The organism is Streptomyces antarcticus, assembly GCF_026627255.1.
In the GTDB taxonomy this organism is placed as follows: Bacteria; Actinomycetota; Actinomycetes; order Streptomycetales; family Streptomycetaceae; genus Streptomyces; species Streptomyces antarcticus.
Map to the genome: position 1 here is coordinate 1 of NZ_JAPNLM010000035.1, position 17,419 is coordinate 17,419.

At 75.8% G+C, this 17,419-nt stretch carries 7 protein-coding genes; all 7 read right to left on the reverse strand.

Annotation, left to right across the window (positions count from 1 at the left end):
• Positions 1 to 52: 52 nt before the first annotated feature.
• Positions 53 to 1,387: a glutamate synthase-related protein gene (locus tag OTB16_RS34145; protein ID WP_267726117.1), complete on the reverse strand. Its 1,335-nt coding sequence runs from the start codon at positions 1,385 to 1,387 to the stop codon at positions 53 to 55.
• Positions 1,384 to 2,367 (reverse strand): asparagine synthetase A, encoded by a 984-nt coding sequence (locus OTB16_RS34150; protein WP_267726119.1) that lies wholly within the window; start codon positions 2,365 to 2,367, stop codon positions 1,384 to 1,386. Before OTB16_RS34150 ends, OTB16_RS34145 begins: the two co-directional genes overlap by 4 nt.
• A gap of 77 nt (positions 2,368 to 2,444) precedes the next feature.
• On the reverse strand, positions 2,445 to 3,872 hold the full coding sequence (locus OTB16_RS34155; protein WP_267726121.1) for a methylaspartate mutase: 1,428 nt from the start codon (positions 3,870 to 3,872) through the stop codon (positions 2,445 to 2,447).
• Complete coding sequence (locus OTB16_RS34160; protein WP_267726123.1) at positions 3,869 to 4,285, reverse strand: cobalamin B12-binding domain-containing protein; 417 nt, start codon at positions 4,283 to 4,285, stop codon at positions 3,869 to 3,871. The genes OTB16_RS34155 and OTB16_RS34160 overlap by 4 nt, the downstream gene beginning before the upstream one ends.
• A gap of 168 nt (positions 4,286 to 4,453) precedes the next feature.
• A complete protein-coding gene (locus OTB16_RS34165) occupies positions 4,454 to 4,660 on the reverse strand; it encodes an MbtH family protein (protein WP_267726125.1) in 207 nt (68 codons plus the stop codon).
• The gene (locus OTB16_RS34170; protein WP_267726127.1) at positions 4,657 to 11,775 is read right to left on the reverse strand and encodes a non-ribosomal peptide synthetase; all 7,119 of its coding nucleotides are present in this window, start codon (positions 11,773 to 11,775) and stop codon (positions 4,657 to 4,659) included. The genes OTB16_RS34165 and OTB16_RS34170 overlap by 4 nt, the downstream gene beginning before the upstream one ends.
• A 337-nt stretch (positions 11,776 to 12,112) precedes the next feature.
• Positions 12,113 to 17,410, reverse strand: coding sequence for a condensation domain-containing protein (locus OTB16_RS34175; protein WP_267726129.1), 5,298 nt, complete (start codon positions 17,408 to 17,410; stop codon positions 12,113 to 12,115).
• Positions 17,411 to 17,419: the final 9 nt, after the last annotated feature.

The window sequence follows — 17,419 nt, forward strand, 5'->3', positions numbered from 1 at the left end:
GGCGCGGGGCGTGCGGGGTTCGCGGCGGCCCTCGCGGTGGGGCGGGGGGCGTTCATGCCGGGTTCCCGACGGGGACCGACGGGGGTGCGGCGTGGACCGGGTCGTCCGGGGACCACAGGTCCGCGGGGTCCAGGTCGCCGACGCGGTACTTCCCGACCGCGCTGACCAGCAGCCGCAGTTCCAGCGCCAGGGCCTCCGCCAGGCGGACCAGGCCCGCCTCGCCGTCCTCGTCCACCGCCAGCAGCGCCGCCCGGCCCAGGCCCACCGCCGTCGCGCCGAGCGCCAGCGCCCGTACCGCGCGGCCGCCCTCCCAGATCCGCCCCGTGGCGAGGAGGTCCCCGCCCGGCCGGCCGATCCGGCGCAGGCACTCCCCGAGCGGCAGCCCGACCTGGTCCAGGAACACCTTCGGCGCCCACCCGGTGCCGCCCTCGGCGCCGTCCACGGTGACCGCGTCGGCGCCCGCCGCCCACGCGGTCGCGGCGGCCCGCGCGATGTCCCGGCCCGGGTGGAACTTCACCCAGGTGCGGGCCAGCGGGAAGTTGTTCCGCATGAACCGCAGCTGCTGGCGGACGATCTCCTCGGTGAAGGTGCCCGGCGTCGCGCAGCGCAACCGCCGGCCCGCCCCGTCGCCCAGCAGGTCCCGTACGGCGAACTGCCCGGCCAGGCGGCCCGCTTCGGCCGCGCCCACCACCGTCATCCCGCCGAGCCCGGGCTTGGCGCCCTGGCCGACCTTCAGCTCGAAGCCGAGCCGGCCCGAGTCCCGCAGCGCCCGGGTTCCCGGGTCGCTGTAGAGGAGGTTCCACACCTCGGAGTCGGCGTCCTCGGTGGACTGCTGGACCACGACGCCGCCGATCCCGTCCGGCGCGGCCTCCGCGTACGCCGCCACGCGCTCCAGCAGCGCCGAGCGGGAGGCCCCGTCCGCGCCGCCCCGGGCGTACCCGTGCACCGGCACCATGTTCTCGCCGATCACCATCGGGATGCCGAGCCGGGCCGCCTGCCGGCCGGCCGCCACCCCGAGGTCCCCGCTGCCGGCCCGGGTCGACCCGAACGCCGAGAGGTACAGAGGGAGCCGGGCCGCGAAGCCGCCGACCGAGGTGTGCAGGTCCACGTCCTCGTACGAGGGCTCGCGGCCCAGGTCGATCAGCTTCTCCAGCCGCCGCGGCATGAACACCGGCGGCGCGATCCGCAGCGCGTCCAGCGCGTCCAGTACACCCGGCGCGTCCGGCACGTCCGGCGCGCCCCCCGTACCGGCCGGTCCCTGCGCGCCGCCCGCCCCGAACAGCTCCGACCCGTAGGCGTCCGCCGCCGGGAACACCTCGGCGGTGCCCGCCCGGGCCCGGGCCCGTACCGCCCGCTCCGGGAAGCCCGGCGCACCCAGCCCGCTCACGGCGCGATCACCCCCGGCAGCTTCGGGTAGGCGCTGACCTGCCAGAGCGCGTCCAGCCCGGTCAGGAACCGGACGAGGCGCTGCAGGCCCATCCCGAAGCCGGCGCTGGGCTCGATGCCCTCGCGGGCCATCTCCAGGTACCAGGCGTACTTCGCCGGGTTCTCCCCGCTCTCCCGCATCCGGGTCACGATCGTGGCGTAGCCGGACTCGCGCTCGCTGCCGCTGACCAGCTCGCCGAAGCCGCCGTGCGCGATCAGGTCGAAGTTGCGGAGCACGCCGGGGCGTTCCGGGTCCTCGCGGTCGTAGAAGCCGCGCGATCCCTTGGGATAGTCGTTGATGAAGAACGGCCGGTCGGCCTCCAGGGAGAGGACCTTCTCGCCCGCCCAGTCGATCTCCGCGTCCGGGCTCTGCGGATGGCCCTGCCCGACGAGCCGCGCCACCGCCTCCTCGTGCGTGCAGAAGTCGAACTTCCCCGACCGCAGCTCCGCGAAGTCCAGCTCGTCGCGGCCCAGTTCGCGCAGTACTTCGGGCACGGCCGTCCACACGTGGTCCACCACGCTGGTCAGCAGACCGGCCGCCAGCTCCTGGACGTCGGCGCGGCTGCCGCCTGCCAGCTCCACGTCGATCTGGTGGAACTCCACCAGGTGCCGGCCGGTCGCCGCGGTCTCCGGCGGTTCCACCCGGACGTTCGGGGCGATGTAGAAGAGGCGCGGAAAGCCCTGCAGCGAGGCCTGCTTGTAGAGGATGGCGCTCGTCATCAGCTTGTACGGCTGCCCGTAGTAGTCGACGTCCAGCGCCTTGGCGCCGCGTCCGCCCGGGTCGGTGACCGGGCCCACCAGCGGCGGCAGCAGCTCCACGAAGCCCTCGCCGCGCAGGAACTCCCGTGCGGCGTGGAGGGCTTCCTGCTGGACGAGCATCGCGGACCGCAGCTGCGGCGAGCGCAGGTGTGCGGCCAGCGGGGGAGGGGTCGGGAGGTCCATGTCGGCTCCTGTTCGTCTGGGTGTCGGTCGAGGCCGGGCGGGCAGGGAGCGGCCCGGTGGGGCGTGCGCGAAGCCGTTCACGCCGGACTCCGCGCGCCGCCGGGGCCGGCGGCAGCGGTGGCGGGCCCGGTTTCGGACTCGGGTTCGGGTTCGGGTTCGGTTTCAGGTTCGGTACGGGGCGCGCTGTCGGCAGCGTCGTCGTAGCGCCGGGCCACCCGGCCCAGGGCGGCCAGCAGCCCGTCCGAGGTCATCGACCGCACGGGCGCCATTGCCCGCCCGCCCGGCGGCGCGTACGGGGCCACCGGCATCGCCCCGGTCTGCGACCACCGCAGCCGCCCGGCCGCGTCGACGAAGCTGCGCGAGCGCCCCGCGTTGTCCGGGTGCAGGCAGTACGGGACGTCCAGTACGCCCCGGGCGAAGGCGGTCCGCAGGGCCCGGCCGAGGTCCTCGCCGAGCTCCAGCACGGCTTCCACGAAGGCCCGCGCCTCGCGGTACACCTCGCTGTCCGCCGGCTGCGCCGGTTCCCGCGGCGGGGCCGTGAGCGCCGCGGTGGCCGCGGCCGTCTCCAGCGCCCGTACGTTCTCCAGCACCGTCGGGATCCGGCGGGCCTCGGCCGCGGTCTTCACGATCAGCCGCTGCGCCCCGGCCGACACCGCGAGCCGAGCCGAGGCCTCCAGCAGCCGGGTCGCCCCGCGCCCGGTGTGCGGGAAGACCCCCATGTAGGTGTAGAGCACGACGTGCCGGTCCACGTCCGGCGGCAGGAACTCGCCGGCCAGCCGGCGCAGCGCCCGTACGGCTTCCGCGTCCTGCGCGGGGTCGGTCTGCTGGGCGTAGCTGAGGGACACGCTGCGGATGCCGTGCCGGACGAAGAACATCCCCTCCAGCAGGCTGATCGCCACCAGCAGTCCGGGCGGGCAGAGCTGGCCGAGCATGCAGCCGCCGAAGCTCTCCAGGTGCGGGACGCGCGCCGCGGGCACCAGGGTGGCCAGCAGCTCGCAGCAGCGCGCCCAGTTGTCCACGGACTCGGCGAGCGGGGTCCGCCCGTAGGGCAGGCAGTACGAGACCGGTCCCCCCTCGGTGGCGTCCAGCCCGGCGGCGGCCAGCGCCCGGACGATCGCCTCGGGCCGGGAGGACCCGTGCCGCACCTGGACGGGGAATCCGGCGTCCAGCACGCCCGCCAGCAGGCCCCGGGTCAGCTCGGCGGAGTGGGTGGCGATCGGGTAGCCGTTGAGCGGGGTGCCCTCCGTGAGGGCGGCGCGCGCGGCGGCGTGGTCCCCGACCCGGGTGTAGCTGTCGATGGTCAGGGTGCCGACGGTGGTGGCCACGGCGGACTTCGTGCGCTCCAGCCCCGCCCGCATCCGGCGCGGGTCGCCGAAGCCCATGCGGGGCTGTACGACGAGCTGTCCGGACGCGGCGGCGGCGGCGACGAACGCGCCGAAGGACGGGCCGGGCGGTGGTACGGGCAGGGGGGCCACGTTCGGTGCGGCGAGCGTGGCGGCGGTCATGCGACGGCCCGGGCGGCGGCAGCGGCGTCGAGCGAGGTGAGGAAGGCACGCAGCGCGTTGACGTCGCCGTCGTCGAAGACGGCGTCGCAGCCGGCGTCGAGGAGGCGACGGCGCTGCTCGGGGTCGGCCGTGCCGGCCACGCCGAGCTTGCCGCCGATGACGACCGGGAGGGTGAAGCCGGCCCCGCGCAGCGCGCGCACGGCGCTGAGGCCGTCCCGGTAGCCGTGCCCGTTCACACTGCTGATGACCACGAGACCGGGCTCCTCGGCCGCGCAGGCGCCGGTGAGCAGCTCGCCCGTGACGCAGGGACCCAGATTGCGGACCGGGTGCCCGAGCTCCTCCAGGAGCAGCTGAAGATAGACGAGATTCCAGGTGTGGGAATCCGAAGCCGTACCCGTCAGCAAGATGTTCACATTCCTTCTTCGCATACGGATCAATATAGGAAGCCGCGCGCCCGCCGAGGGGCAGTCGGACCGGCAGGATTGCGGAACGGGCAAGGGGTCTGATCCGTGCCGGCCGGGAATGCGGAAAGGCCGTGCCCCGCACTGCGGGGCACGGCCTTTCCGGTCGAACCGGAACGGTCAGGCGTATTGGCTCACCAGGCTCTTCGGGCGGATGTCCGTCCAGTTCAGCTCCACGTACGCGAGGGCGTCCGCACGCGTTCCCGCACCCCAGACGTTGTCCCAGCCTGCGGGGACCTCGGCGAAGTCGGGCCACAGGGCGTGCTGCCCCTCGGCGTTGACCACGACGCGGAACGTGCCCTCGGTGTCGTCGAAAGGATTGGTCATGACAGGCTCCTCAATTTGTCGGAAAGAATACGGCCGATCCGGGAAAGCGGTTCGGGTTCGCCCATTCTGGTGTGCGGGACCCCGATGAGGTGATTCTCCACGCGGCCTTCCACATAGGGAATCCAGTGCTGCGTGAGGGTGTTCTCCGTTTCCCCGTCCTCCAGTGCCGCCAGGAAAAGCATGTCGGTGGCGACCGGACGCGGGGAGTACAGGTTCATGATTTCGGCGTGGTTGATGGAGGCGCCGATCACGGAGCGGATCTCGGCGTCCGAGAAAGCCCCGAGCACCGGGTCCTTCAGCCGTACCAGGCCGATCAGCGCGTCCACGTCGAACGGCGAGTCGGCCGGCCCGTCCGCGGCGTCGCCGACGAGCATGTCCCGCTTCTGCGCCGGGGTCATCCGGCGCCGCACCGGCTCGGTGGGCAGCAGGTGGACGTCCATCATGGCCAGCAGGTCCGTGCGTTCCCCCAGCTCCGCGAGCCGTACGGCCAGCGCGTGGGCGACCGTGCCGCCGAAGGACCAGCCCAGGAAGCGGTACGGGCCGTGCGGCTGGACCTCCCGGATCAGCGGCAGGTAGTCCGCGACCATCTCCTCGACCGACCCGGGGGAGTGGCCCAGCTCGCTGAGCGCCCGGGCCTGGATCGCGTACAGCGGCTGGTCCGGCCCCAGGTGCTGGGCCAGGCCCGCGTACGGCCAGCCCACGCCCGTTCCGGGGTGCACGCAGAACAGCGGCGGCCGCGATCCGCGGGTGCTCAGCGGCAGCAGCACCCCCATCGGGTCGAAGCCGGTCGGCTCGTCGCCCAGCAGCCCCGCCACCGTCGGGGTGCGGAACAGGTCGCGCACCCCGCGCTCCAGGCCCAGTACGGTCCGCATCCGGCTGACCAGGCGCACCCCGAGCAGCGAATGCCCGCCCAGGCCGAAGAAGTTGTCGTCGATGCCGACCCCTTCCACGCCCAGGACCTCCGCGAACAGCCCGCACAGGACTTCCTCGCGCGGAGTGCGCGGGGGCCGGCCCGAGGGGCGTACGGCGACGGCGGGCGCCGGCAGGGCCTTGCGGTCCGGTTTGCCGTTCACCGTCAGCGGGATCGTGTCGAGCAGCACCGCCGCCGACGGCACCATGTGCTCGGGGAGTTCGCCCGCCGCCCAGCGCAGCAGCTCCTCGCCGGTCAGGCCGTGGCCGGCGCGCGGTACGGCGTACGCCACGAGCCGCTTGCCGCCCGGACCGTCCTCGAAGACGACCACCGCGACCTGCCCGACGCCCGGGTGGCGGGCGAGGGTCTCCTCGATCTCCCCGGGCTCGATCCGGAAGCCGCGCAGCTTGATCTGGCCGTCGGCCCGCCCGATGAAGCGCAGTTCGCCCTCCGGGGTCCAGTGCACCAGGTCGCCGGTGCGGTACATCCGGCCGCCGTCCGCGCCGAACGGGTCGGCGACGAACCGCTCGGCGGTCAGCCCGGGACGGCCGAGGTAACCGCGCGCCACCTGCGTCCCCGCGATGTACATCTCGCCGGCCACCCCGATCGGCACCGGCCGCAGCCGCGCGTCCAGGACGTGGATCCGGGTGTTGTCCAGCGCCGCGCCCAGGTAGACGCCGGGGAGGGTGCGCTGCCCCACGGGGATGCGCTGCTGGTGGGAGGCGAAGGTGGTCTCGGTGGGCCCGTACGAGTGCACGAGGACCGTGTCGGGGCAGTGGTCCAGGACCCGTTGGAGGGCGCTGGGGGAGGCGACGTCACCGCCGGTCCACACCTCGTCGAGGAGCTTGAGGGTGTCCAGGCCCTCGTCGGCCATGATGTGGAAGAGGCCCATGGTGAAGTAGGCGGCGCTGACGTCGTAGGTGCGGATGGTGTGGTCCAGCTCGGCGACGTCGGTCCCGTCTCCCGGGGCGATGACCAACTGGCCGCCGCTCAGCAGCGGAACCCACAGCTCGTACGTCGAGGCGTCGAAGCCGATCGCCGAGTGGACCAGCATCCGGCGGTGGTTGGCCCGGCTCCAGCAGCGGTCCGTGACCAGCTCCACCACGTTGCGGTGGGTGACGCCCACCCCCTTGGGCCGGCCGGTGGAGCCGGAGGTGAACATCACGTACGTCAGGGCGTCCTCGCCGACGGCGACCCCCGGATCCGAGACGTCGGGCCGCGCCCCGCCCGTCTCCGGCGCGTCCACGGCCAGCACCCGGACCCCGGCCGCCTCCTCCCGCCGCACCGCCTCCTTGCCGAGGTGCGCCCGCTGCGTCAGCAGGACCTCCGCCGCCACGTCCTCCATGATCATGCGGACCCGGGTGTCGGGCAGCCGCGGATCCAGCGGCACATAAGCGGCCCCGCACTTGAGCACCGCGAGCACCGACACCAGCAGCCGCGGGGTCCGGTCCATCAGGACGCCGACCGCCGCGTCCCGGCCCACGCCCGCCGCGAGCAGCCGGTGGGCGAGGGCGTTGGCCCGGGCGTCCAGCGCCGCGTAGGTGAGCGTCTCCTCCTCGTACGACACGGCGATCCGGTCCGGGGTGCGGCGGGCCTGTGCGGCGAACCGCTCGTGCACCAGCCCGCACCCGGCCCGCGGGGTCGCCGTGTCGTTGTACTCGCTCACCAGGCGGAACTCCTCCTCGGCGGAGAGGAGCCGGATGCCCCCGATGCGCTGCCCCGGGTCCTCGGCCACCGCCCGCAGCGTCCGCTCCAGGTGCGCGGCCAGCTGGGCGGCGGTCGCCGCGTCGTAGAGGTCCGTCGCGTACTCCAGTACGCCGGCCAGCCCGGCCGGGGCCCCGTCGGCGGTCCGCGACTCGCGCAGCGACACGGTCAGGTCGAACTTGGTGAACCCCGACGCCGACCCGAGCGGGGTTCCGGCCAGGGCCGTCCCCGGCGGAGTCTGCGGCTCGGCCGGATGGACCTGGACCACGGCCTGGACCAGCGGGTGGTGGGCGGTGGAGCGAACCGGGTTCAGCTGCTCCACGACCAGGTCGAAGGGGAGGTCCTGGTGGGCGTACGCGGCGAGGTCGGTCTCCCGCACCCGCAGCAGAAGCTCGTCGAACCCGGGGTCCCCGGAGGTGTCGCAGCGCAGGGCCAGGGTGTTGACGAAGAAGCCGACCAGGTCGTCCAGGGCCTCGTCGTCGCGCCCGGCGATCACCGTGCCCAGCGGCAGGTCGGTGCCGGCGCCGTGCCGCGTCAGGGTGGCCGCCAGGGCCGCCTGCACCACCATGAACAGGGTCGCGCCGTGGTCCAGGGCCAGGCGCTCCAGCCGGGCGTGCGTGGCGGCGTCCAGGTCCAGCGGGGTCGCGGCGCCCCGGTGCGAGGCCTCGGCGGGCCGGGTGCGGGCGGCGGTCAGCGACAGCACCGGGGGCGCGTCGGCCAGAGTCCGCTTCCAGAAGGAGATGTGTCCGGCGGCGGCCTCGCCGTCGAGGGCCGCCCGTTCCCACAGGGTGTAGTCGGTGTACTGCACGGGCAGCGGCCGCCAGTGGGGAGCACGGCCGTCCAGGCGGGCCTCGTAGGCGGTTGCCAGGTCGGCCAGCAGCGGCCCCGTGGACCAGCCGTCGGCGGCGATGTGGTGTACGAGCAGCACCAGCACTCGGCCGCCGCCGCCCCCGGCCGGGGCAGCGGGGTCCGCGGGGTCCGAGGGGTCCGCTACGTCGATCAATGTGGCCCGGAAGGGCAGGTCTGCCGCGAGGTCGAAGACGTGCCCGGCCGCCGCGTCGACGGCCGCGTCGAGGCCCTCCGGCGCGACGGCGACCAGGTCCAGCACCGGTCGCGCCGCGTCCAGCACCCGCTGGTGCGGCTGCCCGTCCACCGCCGGGTACACCGTCCGCAGCACCTCGTGCCGCCCGGCTACGTCGGCGAGGGCCTCGGCCAGCGCGGCCGGGTCCAGCGGGTGGTCCAGGCGCAGCGCGAAGGGGATGGTGTAGGAACGGCTCGGGCCCTCCAGCTGGTCGACGAACCACAGCCGCCGCTGCGCGTACGACAACGGCACCGGATCCGGCCGCTCCGACGGCGGGACCGGGACCAGCGCGGCCCGCCCGGAACCGGCGCCCTCCCGCGTCAGCCGTACGGCCAGCCCGGCCGGTGTCGGGGCGAGGAACAGGTCGCGGATGCGCGCCTCCAGGCCGAGCACGGCCCGGATCCGGTTCACCAGCCGCACGCCCATCATGGAGTGCCCGCCGACCGAGAAGAAGTTGTCGTCCGGTCCCACCCGGTCGATGCCGATGACCTCGGCGAACAGGGTGCGCAGGACGTCCTCGGCGGGGGAGCGCGGGGCGGCCGGCGCGGCCGCGGCCGCCTCGGCCGCCGCCTCGCGGGCGGCGGCGAGCCGGGCCCGGCGCTCCGCGATGCCGGCCTGTTCCGCCCCGCTGAGCAGGGGGTGCGCGGAGGGCGGCCCGTCGGGGTCGGCCGCGGCCCGCGCCAGGGCCCGTACGAACACGTCCAGCAGCAGCCGCGCGGTCTCCCGGTCGAACAGGTCCGCCGCGTACTGCCACCACACCTCCAGCCCGCCACCGGGCACGGCCACGCACGAGGCGCTCAGATCGAACTTGGCCGCCTCCAGGCCGGTTTCGGCGAAGCGGCCGGTGAGGCCGCCGCCTAGTGCGACGGCCCCGCCGCCTTCCTGTTCCTCGGCGGTCAGCATCACCTGGAAGAACGGGTTGACGGCGAGCGCGCGCTCCGGGGCCAGGTGCTCCACCAGCAGGTCGAACGGCAGCTCCTGGTGGGCGTAAGCGGCCAGGTCGGCGTCCCGGGCCCGGTCCACCAGCTCCGCGTACGGGGCGTCGCCGGAGACGTCCGTGCGCAGCACCAGCGTGTTCACGAAGAAGCCCACCAGGCCGTCCAGGGCCTCGTCCCCGCGCCCCGCGACCGGGGTGCCGATCGCGATGTCCGTCCCGGCGCCGACGGCGGCCAGCGCCTGTGCCAGGGCCGGCTGGAGCACCATCAGCAGGCTGGCGCCGCGCTCCTCGCCGAGCGCGGCGAGCCGTCCGAACGCGTCCGCGTCCAGCGTGGCGGTCAGGCTCTCGCCCCGCCCGGTCGGCTCGGCGGGCCGCGGCCGGTCGGCCGGCAGGTCCAGTACGGTCGGCATCCCCTCCAGGGCCGCCCGCCAGTGGTCGAGCGGGGCATCCGGCCGTTCCAGCAGCTCGTGCTGCCACAGGGTGTAGTCGGCGTACTGGACCGGCAGCGGCTCCCAGTCGGGTGCGCCGCCGGCCAGCCGGGCCGCGTACGCCTCGCCCAGGTCGCGCAGCAGCGGGCCCACCGACCAGCCGTCGGTGGCGATGTGGTGGGTCAGCAGCGCGAGGGTGGCGCTGCCGTCCCCGGTCGTGAACAGCCGGGCGCGGAGGGGGAGGTGAGCGGCGAGGTCGAAGGTGCCGGCGGTGAACTCGGCCACGAGGGAATCGAGTTGGGCGGGGAGGCACTCCCGGACCGGCAGCGGGACCGGGGGCGCGTCCAGGACGTGCTGGTACGGCTCCGCGTCCACCGCCGGGTACACGGTGCGCAGCACCTCGTGCCGGTCCACGACGTCGGCGAGGGCGGCGGCCAGCGCGGCCGCGTCCGGGACCGCGTCCAGCCGCAGCACGAGCGGCAGGTTGTAGGTGGTGGACGGGCCCTCCAGCCCGGCCAGGAACCACAGCCGGCGCTGCGCGAAGGACAACGGGACCCGGTCCTCGGCGGGCAGCACCGACCCGTCGAAGACCGCGTCGGCGTCGGTCTCCCGCACGGGGGCGCGCAGCAGCTTGCGGTCGATCTTGCCGGAGGGGGTGCGGGGCAGCGCCGCGGCCAGCAGCGTCACCGTGGACGGGACGGCGGCGGCGGGCAGTTCGGCCCGTACCCGGTCCCGCAGCTCACCCGCTTCGACCCCGTCGTCGGCGACCACGAAGGCGGCCAGCCTCTTCGCCCCGTCCGGGGTCTCCAGCGGTACCACGGCCGCCTCGCGGACCCCGGGGTGCGCGGTGAGCACGGACTCCACCGAAGCGGGGTCCACCCGATGGCCGTTGATCTTGACCTCGTCGTCGGCGCGCCCCCGGAAGCCGAGCTGCCCGTCGGGCCGCACGAACACCATGTCGCCGGTGCGGTACGCGCGCTCCGGGCCCAGCGCCGAGAAGCGCCGCCCGGTCAGCTCGGGGCGGCCGAGGTAGCCGAGGGCCAGGCCCCCGCCCAGCAGCCAGAGTTCGCCGTCGACCACGGCCGCTCGCACCCCCGGCAGCGGTTCGCCGATCGGCACCGGGCCGCCGGGGTGCCGCGACAGGTCGGCGACGGTCGCGACGACGGTGGCCTCGGTCGGCCCGTACGTGTTCAGCAGCCGCACCCGGTCGGGGTCCACGGCCCGGCACCACTGCGCCACCCGCTCCGGCAGCGCGGCCTCGCCGCCGATGACCACCGTGCGGACGGCGGCGGGAAGTTCGGCGACTCCGGCGGCGAGCGCGTGCGCCAGCTCGTGCCAGTAGGCGGTGGGCAGGTCCAGCACGGTCACCCCGTGCGCGGCGCAGCCCGCCAGCAGCCCGGGCACGTCGAGCATCTCCTCGTCGCGCAGGACCAGGGCGGCGCCGGCGCCGAGGGTCAGGAAGACCTCCTCGACGCTCGCGTCGAAGTGCAGCGGAGCGAACTGGAGCACCCGGTCCTCGGCGGTGATCCCGTAGCGCACGGTCGCGCCGGCCGTGAAGTGCGCGAGCGCGTCCTGCCCGACGGCCACGCCGTTCGGGGTGCCGGTGGATCCGGACGTGTAGATGACGTACGCGGTGTCCCGCGGCACACCGGTCCCCGGGAGGACGAACTCGCCCGCCACCGCCCGCACGTCCGGTCCGGCGCAGTCGGCCAGGATGGCCGCCGTACGGGAGGCCGGCGCGCCCGGGTCCAGCGGCAGGTAGGCGGCGCCCGTCCGCAGGGCGGCCAGCAGCCCCACGACCGCGTCGATCCCGCGCGGCCGGTGCACGGCCACCAGCCGCCCGGGGCCGGCCCCCTCGGCCGCCAGCTCCTCGGCACGGAACGCGACGGCGAGGGCCAGCTGCCCGTACGTCATCCGCCGCTCGCCGTGCACCAGCGCGGTCCGCTCGGGACCGCCGGTGACCTGGGCGTCGATCCGGTCGAGCACACGGGGCGCCGGGGTGATCGCCGGGCCGCCGTCCAGGACGGCGGAGGCGGTGGGGGCGGTCGAGGGCATCGCGGGGCCTCCAGGCGAGGGGTGGGGTGCGGAGGGGACTCCGTGACCCACACGCTAGGCACCCGGTCCGGCACCGGTCGGCAGTCCCCGCGGCAGCTTCCGCCCCGCCCGGCTGCCGCCGTCGGCTGCCGCCGACCTCCGCCGCCGCAGGGGAGCCCGGCCCGGAGGGGGCCGGGGTACGGAGCCTGCGCCTGCTCCGGTGGGCCGACGCGGGAAGGCCGTCCGCCCCGCGGCGACGCGGGGCGGACGGCCTTCGGCCCGAGGGGGGAACGGGCAGGACCCGGAGAACCCGGAGAACCCGGCAGGACCCGGCCGGATCCTGGCGGGGGCGCGCGCCCTACGGCTGGCGGACCCGGGAGCCCGCGCGCGTCCGGCGGCGCAGCGCCGGGGGAGGCGTCGGCGGCGTCGGGGCCGCCGACGCCAGGAGCGCCGCCAGCCGGGCCGGGGTCGGGTGGCGGAACACCTCGCGCAGGGTGAGCTCGCGGCCCAGCTCCGCCTTGACCCGGTTCACCAGCCGTACCGCCAGCAGCGAATGCCCGCCGGACTTGAAGAAGTTGTCGTCCGGGCCGAGCCGGCCCCGCTCCAGCACCTCCGCGAACAGCCGCAGCACGGCCGCCGTCAGCACGTCGTCCCCGCGGGAGCCGGAGACGGACGCCCCGGGCAGGACGGCGGCGGGCTCCGGGGCGGACGGCGCCCCCGACAGCAGGCGCACCGATGACGGGACCGCGTACTCCGGCAGCCGCTCGGCCGCCCACTCCTGCAGGGCCGCCACCCCGGCCTCCCCGGCCACCGTCGGCCGGTTCAGCACCTCGGCGACCAGCCGGCCGTCCACCACCCGGGCCCGGGCCCTGCCCACCGCCGGGTGCTCGGCCAGCACCGCCGCGACGTGGTCCAGGTCGATCCGGTAGCCGCCGACCAGGGGGCGTTCGCCGCGCCGGTCGGCGGGCGCCGGCAGGTTCCCGATCCGCTGCCCCGGGTCCGCGGCGAACAGCTCCAGTGCCGCCACGAGGAGCCCGGCCAGCCGCTGCGCGCCCGCCTCCCCGTACAGATCGGTGGCGTACTCCAGCACCCCGGACAGGCCGCCGCCGTCCGCGCGTTCCGTCAGGGCGAACGTCAGGTCCGCCTTGGCCGTGTCCGACCCGTACGGGAGTTCCGTACCCGCCAGCGGACCCCCGGGGGCATCCGCCGCGGCCGCCGGGTTGACCTGGAGCATCACCTGCACCAGCGGGTGGTGGGCCGCGGACCGGTGCGGGTTGACGTGCTCCACCAGCCGGTCGAACGGCAGGTCCTGGTGGGCGTACGCCGCCAGGTCCGCTTCCCGGACCCGGCCCACCAGCTCCTCGAACGTCGGGTCCCCGCCCGTGTCGGTGCGCAGGACGAGGGTGTTCACGAAGAAGCCCACCAGCCCCGACAGGGCGTCGTCGCCGCGCCCGGCCACCGTGGTGCCGAGGGCGAGGTCCGGGCCCGCGCCGAGCCGCGTCAGGGCCGTGGCCAGCGCCGCCTGCACCACCATGAACAGGGTGGCCCCCTGCGCGTGCGCGATCCGGACCAGGCGCCGGTGCGCGTCCGGGGACACGGCGAACCCGGTGAGCGCGCCGCGCCCCGAGGGCTCGGCCGGCCGGTGCCGGTCCGCCGGCAGGTCGATCAGCGGCGGCAGGTCCTCCAGCGTCCGCTGCCAGAAGTCCAGTTCCGGCCCGGCCGCGGCGAGCAGCCCGCGCTGCCACAGCGTGTAGTCGGCGTACTGCACGGGCAGCGGCTGCCAGCCGGGCGCGCGCCCGGCCCGCCGGGCCTCGTACGCCTCGGACAGGTCGGCGAGCAGGGTGCCCGTGGACCAGCCGTCGGCCGCGATGTGGTGCAGCAGCAGGACCAGCGTCTGCGGGCCCCCGCCGTCCGGCAGGAACAGCCAGGCCCGCAGCGGCAGGTCCCGCGTCAGGTCGAACACGTGCCGGGCGGCCTCGTCCACTGCCGCCGCCACGTCGTCCGGTCGCGCCAGCTCCAGCTGCGGCCGGGCCCGCTCCAGCACCCGCTGGTACGGCTCGCCGCCCTCGGTCCCGTACACCGTGCGCAGCACCTCGTGCCGCTCGGCGACATCGGCCAGCGCCTCGGTGAGGGCCGCCGGGTCCAGCGGCCGGTCCAGCCGCCGCACCAGCGCGATGTTGTAGGCGGGGGAGGGCCCCTCCAACTGGTCGACGAACCACAGCCGGCGCTGCGCGTACGACACCGGCAGCCGCTCGGGCCGCCGCCGTACGGCCTCCAGCGCGGGCCGCCCGGATGCCGCGGAGGCAGCGCCCAGCCGCCGGTGCAGGGCCGTCGCCGTCGGGGCCAGGAACAGGTCCCGGATGCCGGCCTCCATGCCCAGCACGCTCCGGATCCGGTTGACGAGCTTGCTGGCCAGCAGCGAGTGCCCGCCGGACTTGAAGAAGTTGGCGTCGGCGGCGATCCGCTCCCGGCCCAGCGCCTGCGCGAACAGCCCGCACAGGATCTCCTCCCGCGGCGACAGTGCCGCCGCGGCCGCCCCCGGCGGCGTCTGTGCCGCCGCCGCGGCGGCTGCCGCGGCCGCGAGCTGCTCGCGGCGCTCCCGGCGCCGGGCGAGGTCCTGCTCCTCCGGCCCGGTCACCAGCGCCAACTCGCCCAGCCGGGTCTCGGCCGAGGCAGCGAAGGCGCGCAGCGCCCGTACGTACACCTCCAGCAGCAGCCGCGCCGTCTCCCCGTCGAACAGGTCCTCGGCGTACTGCACGTGCACGTCCAGCCCGTCCGGGCCGCCGTCCGCGTCCCGCCGCTGCGCGCAGTGGAAGCTGAGGTCGAACTTCGCGGCGCCCAGGTCCGTGCTGGTGGCCCGCCCGGGGATGCCGCCGAGGCGCATCCGGTCGTCGGCCGTCTCCTGCACGGTCAGCATCACCTGGAAGAACGGGTGCTCGCCCAGTGCCCGCCCCGGTTCGGCGAGCTTCTCCACCAGGACGTCGAAGGGCAGGTCCTGGTGGTCGAAGGCCGCCAGGTCGGCGTCCCGCACCCGTTCGACGAGCGCCCCGACCGCCGGGTCGCCGGACAGGTCGGTGCGCAGCACGAGGGAGTTGACGAAGCAGCCCACGAGGTCGTGCAGGTCCTGGTCGGGCCGGCCCGCCACCGGGGTGCCGATGGCCAGGTCCTGACCGCCGCCGGTGGCCGACAGGGCCGCGGACAGGGCCGCCCGGGCCACCATGAACAGGCTGGCGCGCCGTCCGCGGGCCAGAGCGAGCAGCGCCCGGTGCGCGCCCGCGTCGAGGTCCGCCGACACCGTCACCGCGCGCCCCGAGGGCTCGGCCGGACGCGGCCGGTCCGCGGGCAGCTCCGTCCGGGCCGGCATCCCCTCCAGCGATGTCCGCCAGAACCCGAGCAGCCGGTCCGGGTCGGCCAGCAGGTCGCGCTGCCACAGGGCGTAGTCGGCGTACTGCACCGGCAGCGCCCGCCACCGCGGCGCACGGCCCGCGCACCGGGCCGCGTACGCCTCGTCCAGGTCCCGCAGCAGCGGCGCGAGCGACCAGCCGTCGGTGGCGATGTGGTGCACCAGCAGCACCAGGACGCAGCCGCCGTCACCCGGCAGGAACAGCCGGGCCCGCAGCGGCGGGCGGGCGGCGAGGTCGAAGGGCTCCCGGGCGAATCCGGCGACCAGCCCCTCCAGCGCGTCCGGGGTGCACGGCTCCACCTCCAGCGGTTCCCCGGCCGCGGGCAGCACCCGCTGGTACGGCTCGCCGCCCTCGGCCCCGTACACCGTGCGCAGCACCTCGTGCCGCTCCCGTACGTCGGCCAGCGCGGCCGCCAGCGCCGCCCGGTCCGGCTCCCGCTCCAGGCGCAGCACCAGCGGGGCGTTGTAGGTGGCCGACGGGCCCTCGATCCGGTCGAGGAGCCACAGGGCCCGCTGCGCCGCCGACAGCGGCAGCCGCCCGGGCCGCTCCGCCACGGGCGCCAGCGCCGGCCGGGTCGTCGCCGCGCCGCCCAGCTCGGCGAGGCGCCGGTGCAGGGCGGTCGGCGTCGGCGCCAGGAACAGGTCGCGCATGCCCAGCTCCAGCCCGAGCGCGCCCCGGATCCGGTTGACGAGCTTGCCGGCCAGCAGCGAATGCCCGCCCGACTTGAAGAAGTTGGCGTCCGCGGCGAGCGTCTCGCGGTTCAGTACCTCCGCGAACAGTCCGCACAGGATCTCCTCGCGCGGCGACAGGACGTCCCGCCGTACGGGCCCGGCCGCCGCCGGGGCGGTCCCGGTCCCGGCCGGTACGGCCGCGCGGCGCCCGGCAAGCCCCCGCGCCTCCTGCGCGGTCACCAGCGCGAGCTCCCCGAGCCGCCGCTCCGAGCCGCCGGCGAAGGTTGCCAGGGCCCGTACGTACACCTCCAGCAGGAGCCGCGCCGTCGCCTCGTCGAAGAGGTCCACCGCGTACTGGAGAGCGATGTCGATGCCGTCCGGGCGCCCCTGCGCGGTGTGCCGCTCCGCGCAGTACCAGGTCAGGTCGAACTTGGCGGAGTCCAGGCCCACGTCCGCGAGCCGGCCGGCGATCCCGCCGCCCAGCTCCACCGGCGCGGCCGGCCCGCCGCCCGCGTCCACGGTCAGCATCACCTGGAAGAACGGGTGGTGCCCCAGCGCCCTGTCCGGTGCGAGCCGCTCCACCAGCAGGTCGAAGGGGAGCTCCTGGTTCTCGTACGCCGCGAGGTCCGCCTCCCGGACCCGGTCCAGCAGCTCCCCGACCGGCGGGTCGCCCGACAGGTCGGTGCGCAGCGCCAGGGAGTTCACGAAGAATCCGACCAGGTCGTACAGGTCCTCGTCGGGCCGGCCCGCGACCGGCGCCCCGATCACCACGTCCTCGCCGGCCCCGGCGGCGGACAGCGCCGCCGCCAGCGCCGCCCGGGCCGCCATCGTCAGGCTGGCCCGGTGCCCCCGGGCCAGGTCGAGCAGGCCGGTGTGCGCCGCCGCGTCCAGCCGGGCCGTCACGGTGGCGCCCCGGCCGGAGGGCTCCGCCGGGCGCGGCCGGTCGGCGGGCAGCGCGATCAGGGCGGGAGCCCCGGCCAGAACGCCCCGCCAGTGCTCGGCCTGCTCGTACGCCAGGCTCTGCGGGTCGGCGGGGTCGCCCAGCAGCTCGTGCTGCCACACGCCGTAGTCCGCGTACTGGACCGGCAGCGGCTCCTGCTCCGGGGCCCGGCCCGCCAGCCGGGCCGTGTACGCCAGCGACAGGTCGCGCAGCAGGGGGCGTACGGACCAGCCGTCGGTGGCGACGTGGTGGATCAGCAGTACCAGAACCGAGGTCCCGTCACCCGGGAGCAGCAGCCGGGCCCGCAGGGGCGGCTCGGCGGTGATGTCGATCGGCTGCCGGGTGAACGCGGCCACGGCCGCGTCCACTTCGCCCGGCGCGCACACCGCGCTGGTCAGCGCGGGAACGGCGGCCGCGGCCAGCACCCGCTGGTACGGCTCGGCGTCGGGCCCGGCCGGCAGGACGGTGCGCAGCACCTCGTGCCGCTCCACCACGTCGGCCAGCGCCGCGCGGAGGGCCCCGGCGTCGGGCTCCCCGTCCAGGTCCAGGACGACGGGGGCGTTGTACGTGGCCGACGGGCCGTGCAGCCGGCTCAGGAACCACAGCCGGCGCTGGGCGAACGACAACGGGATCTCGGTCATGTCCGTGAC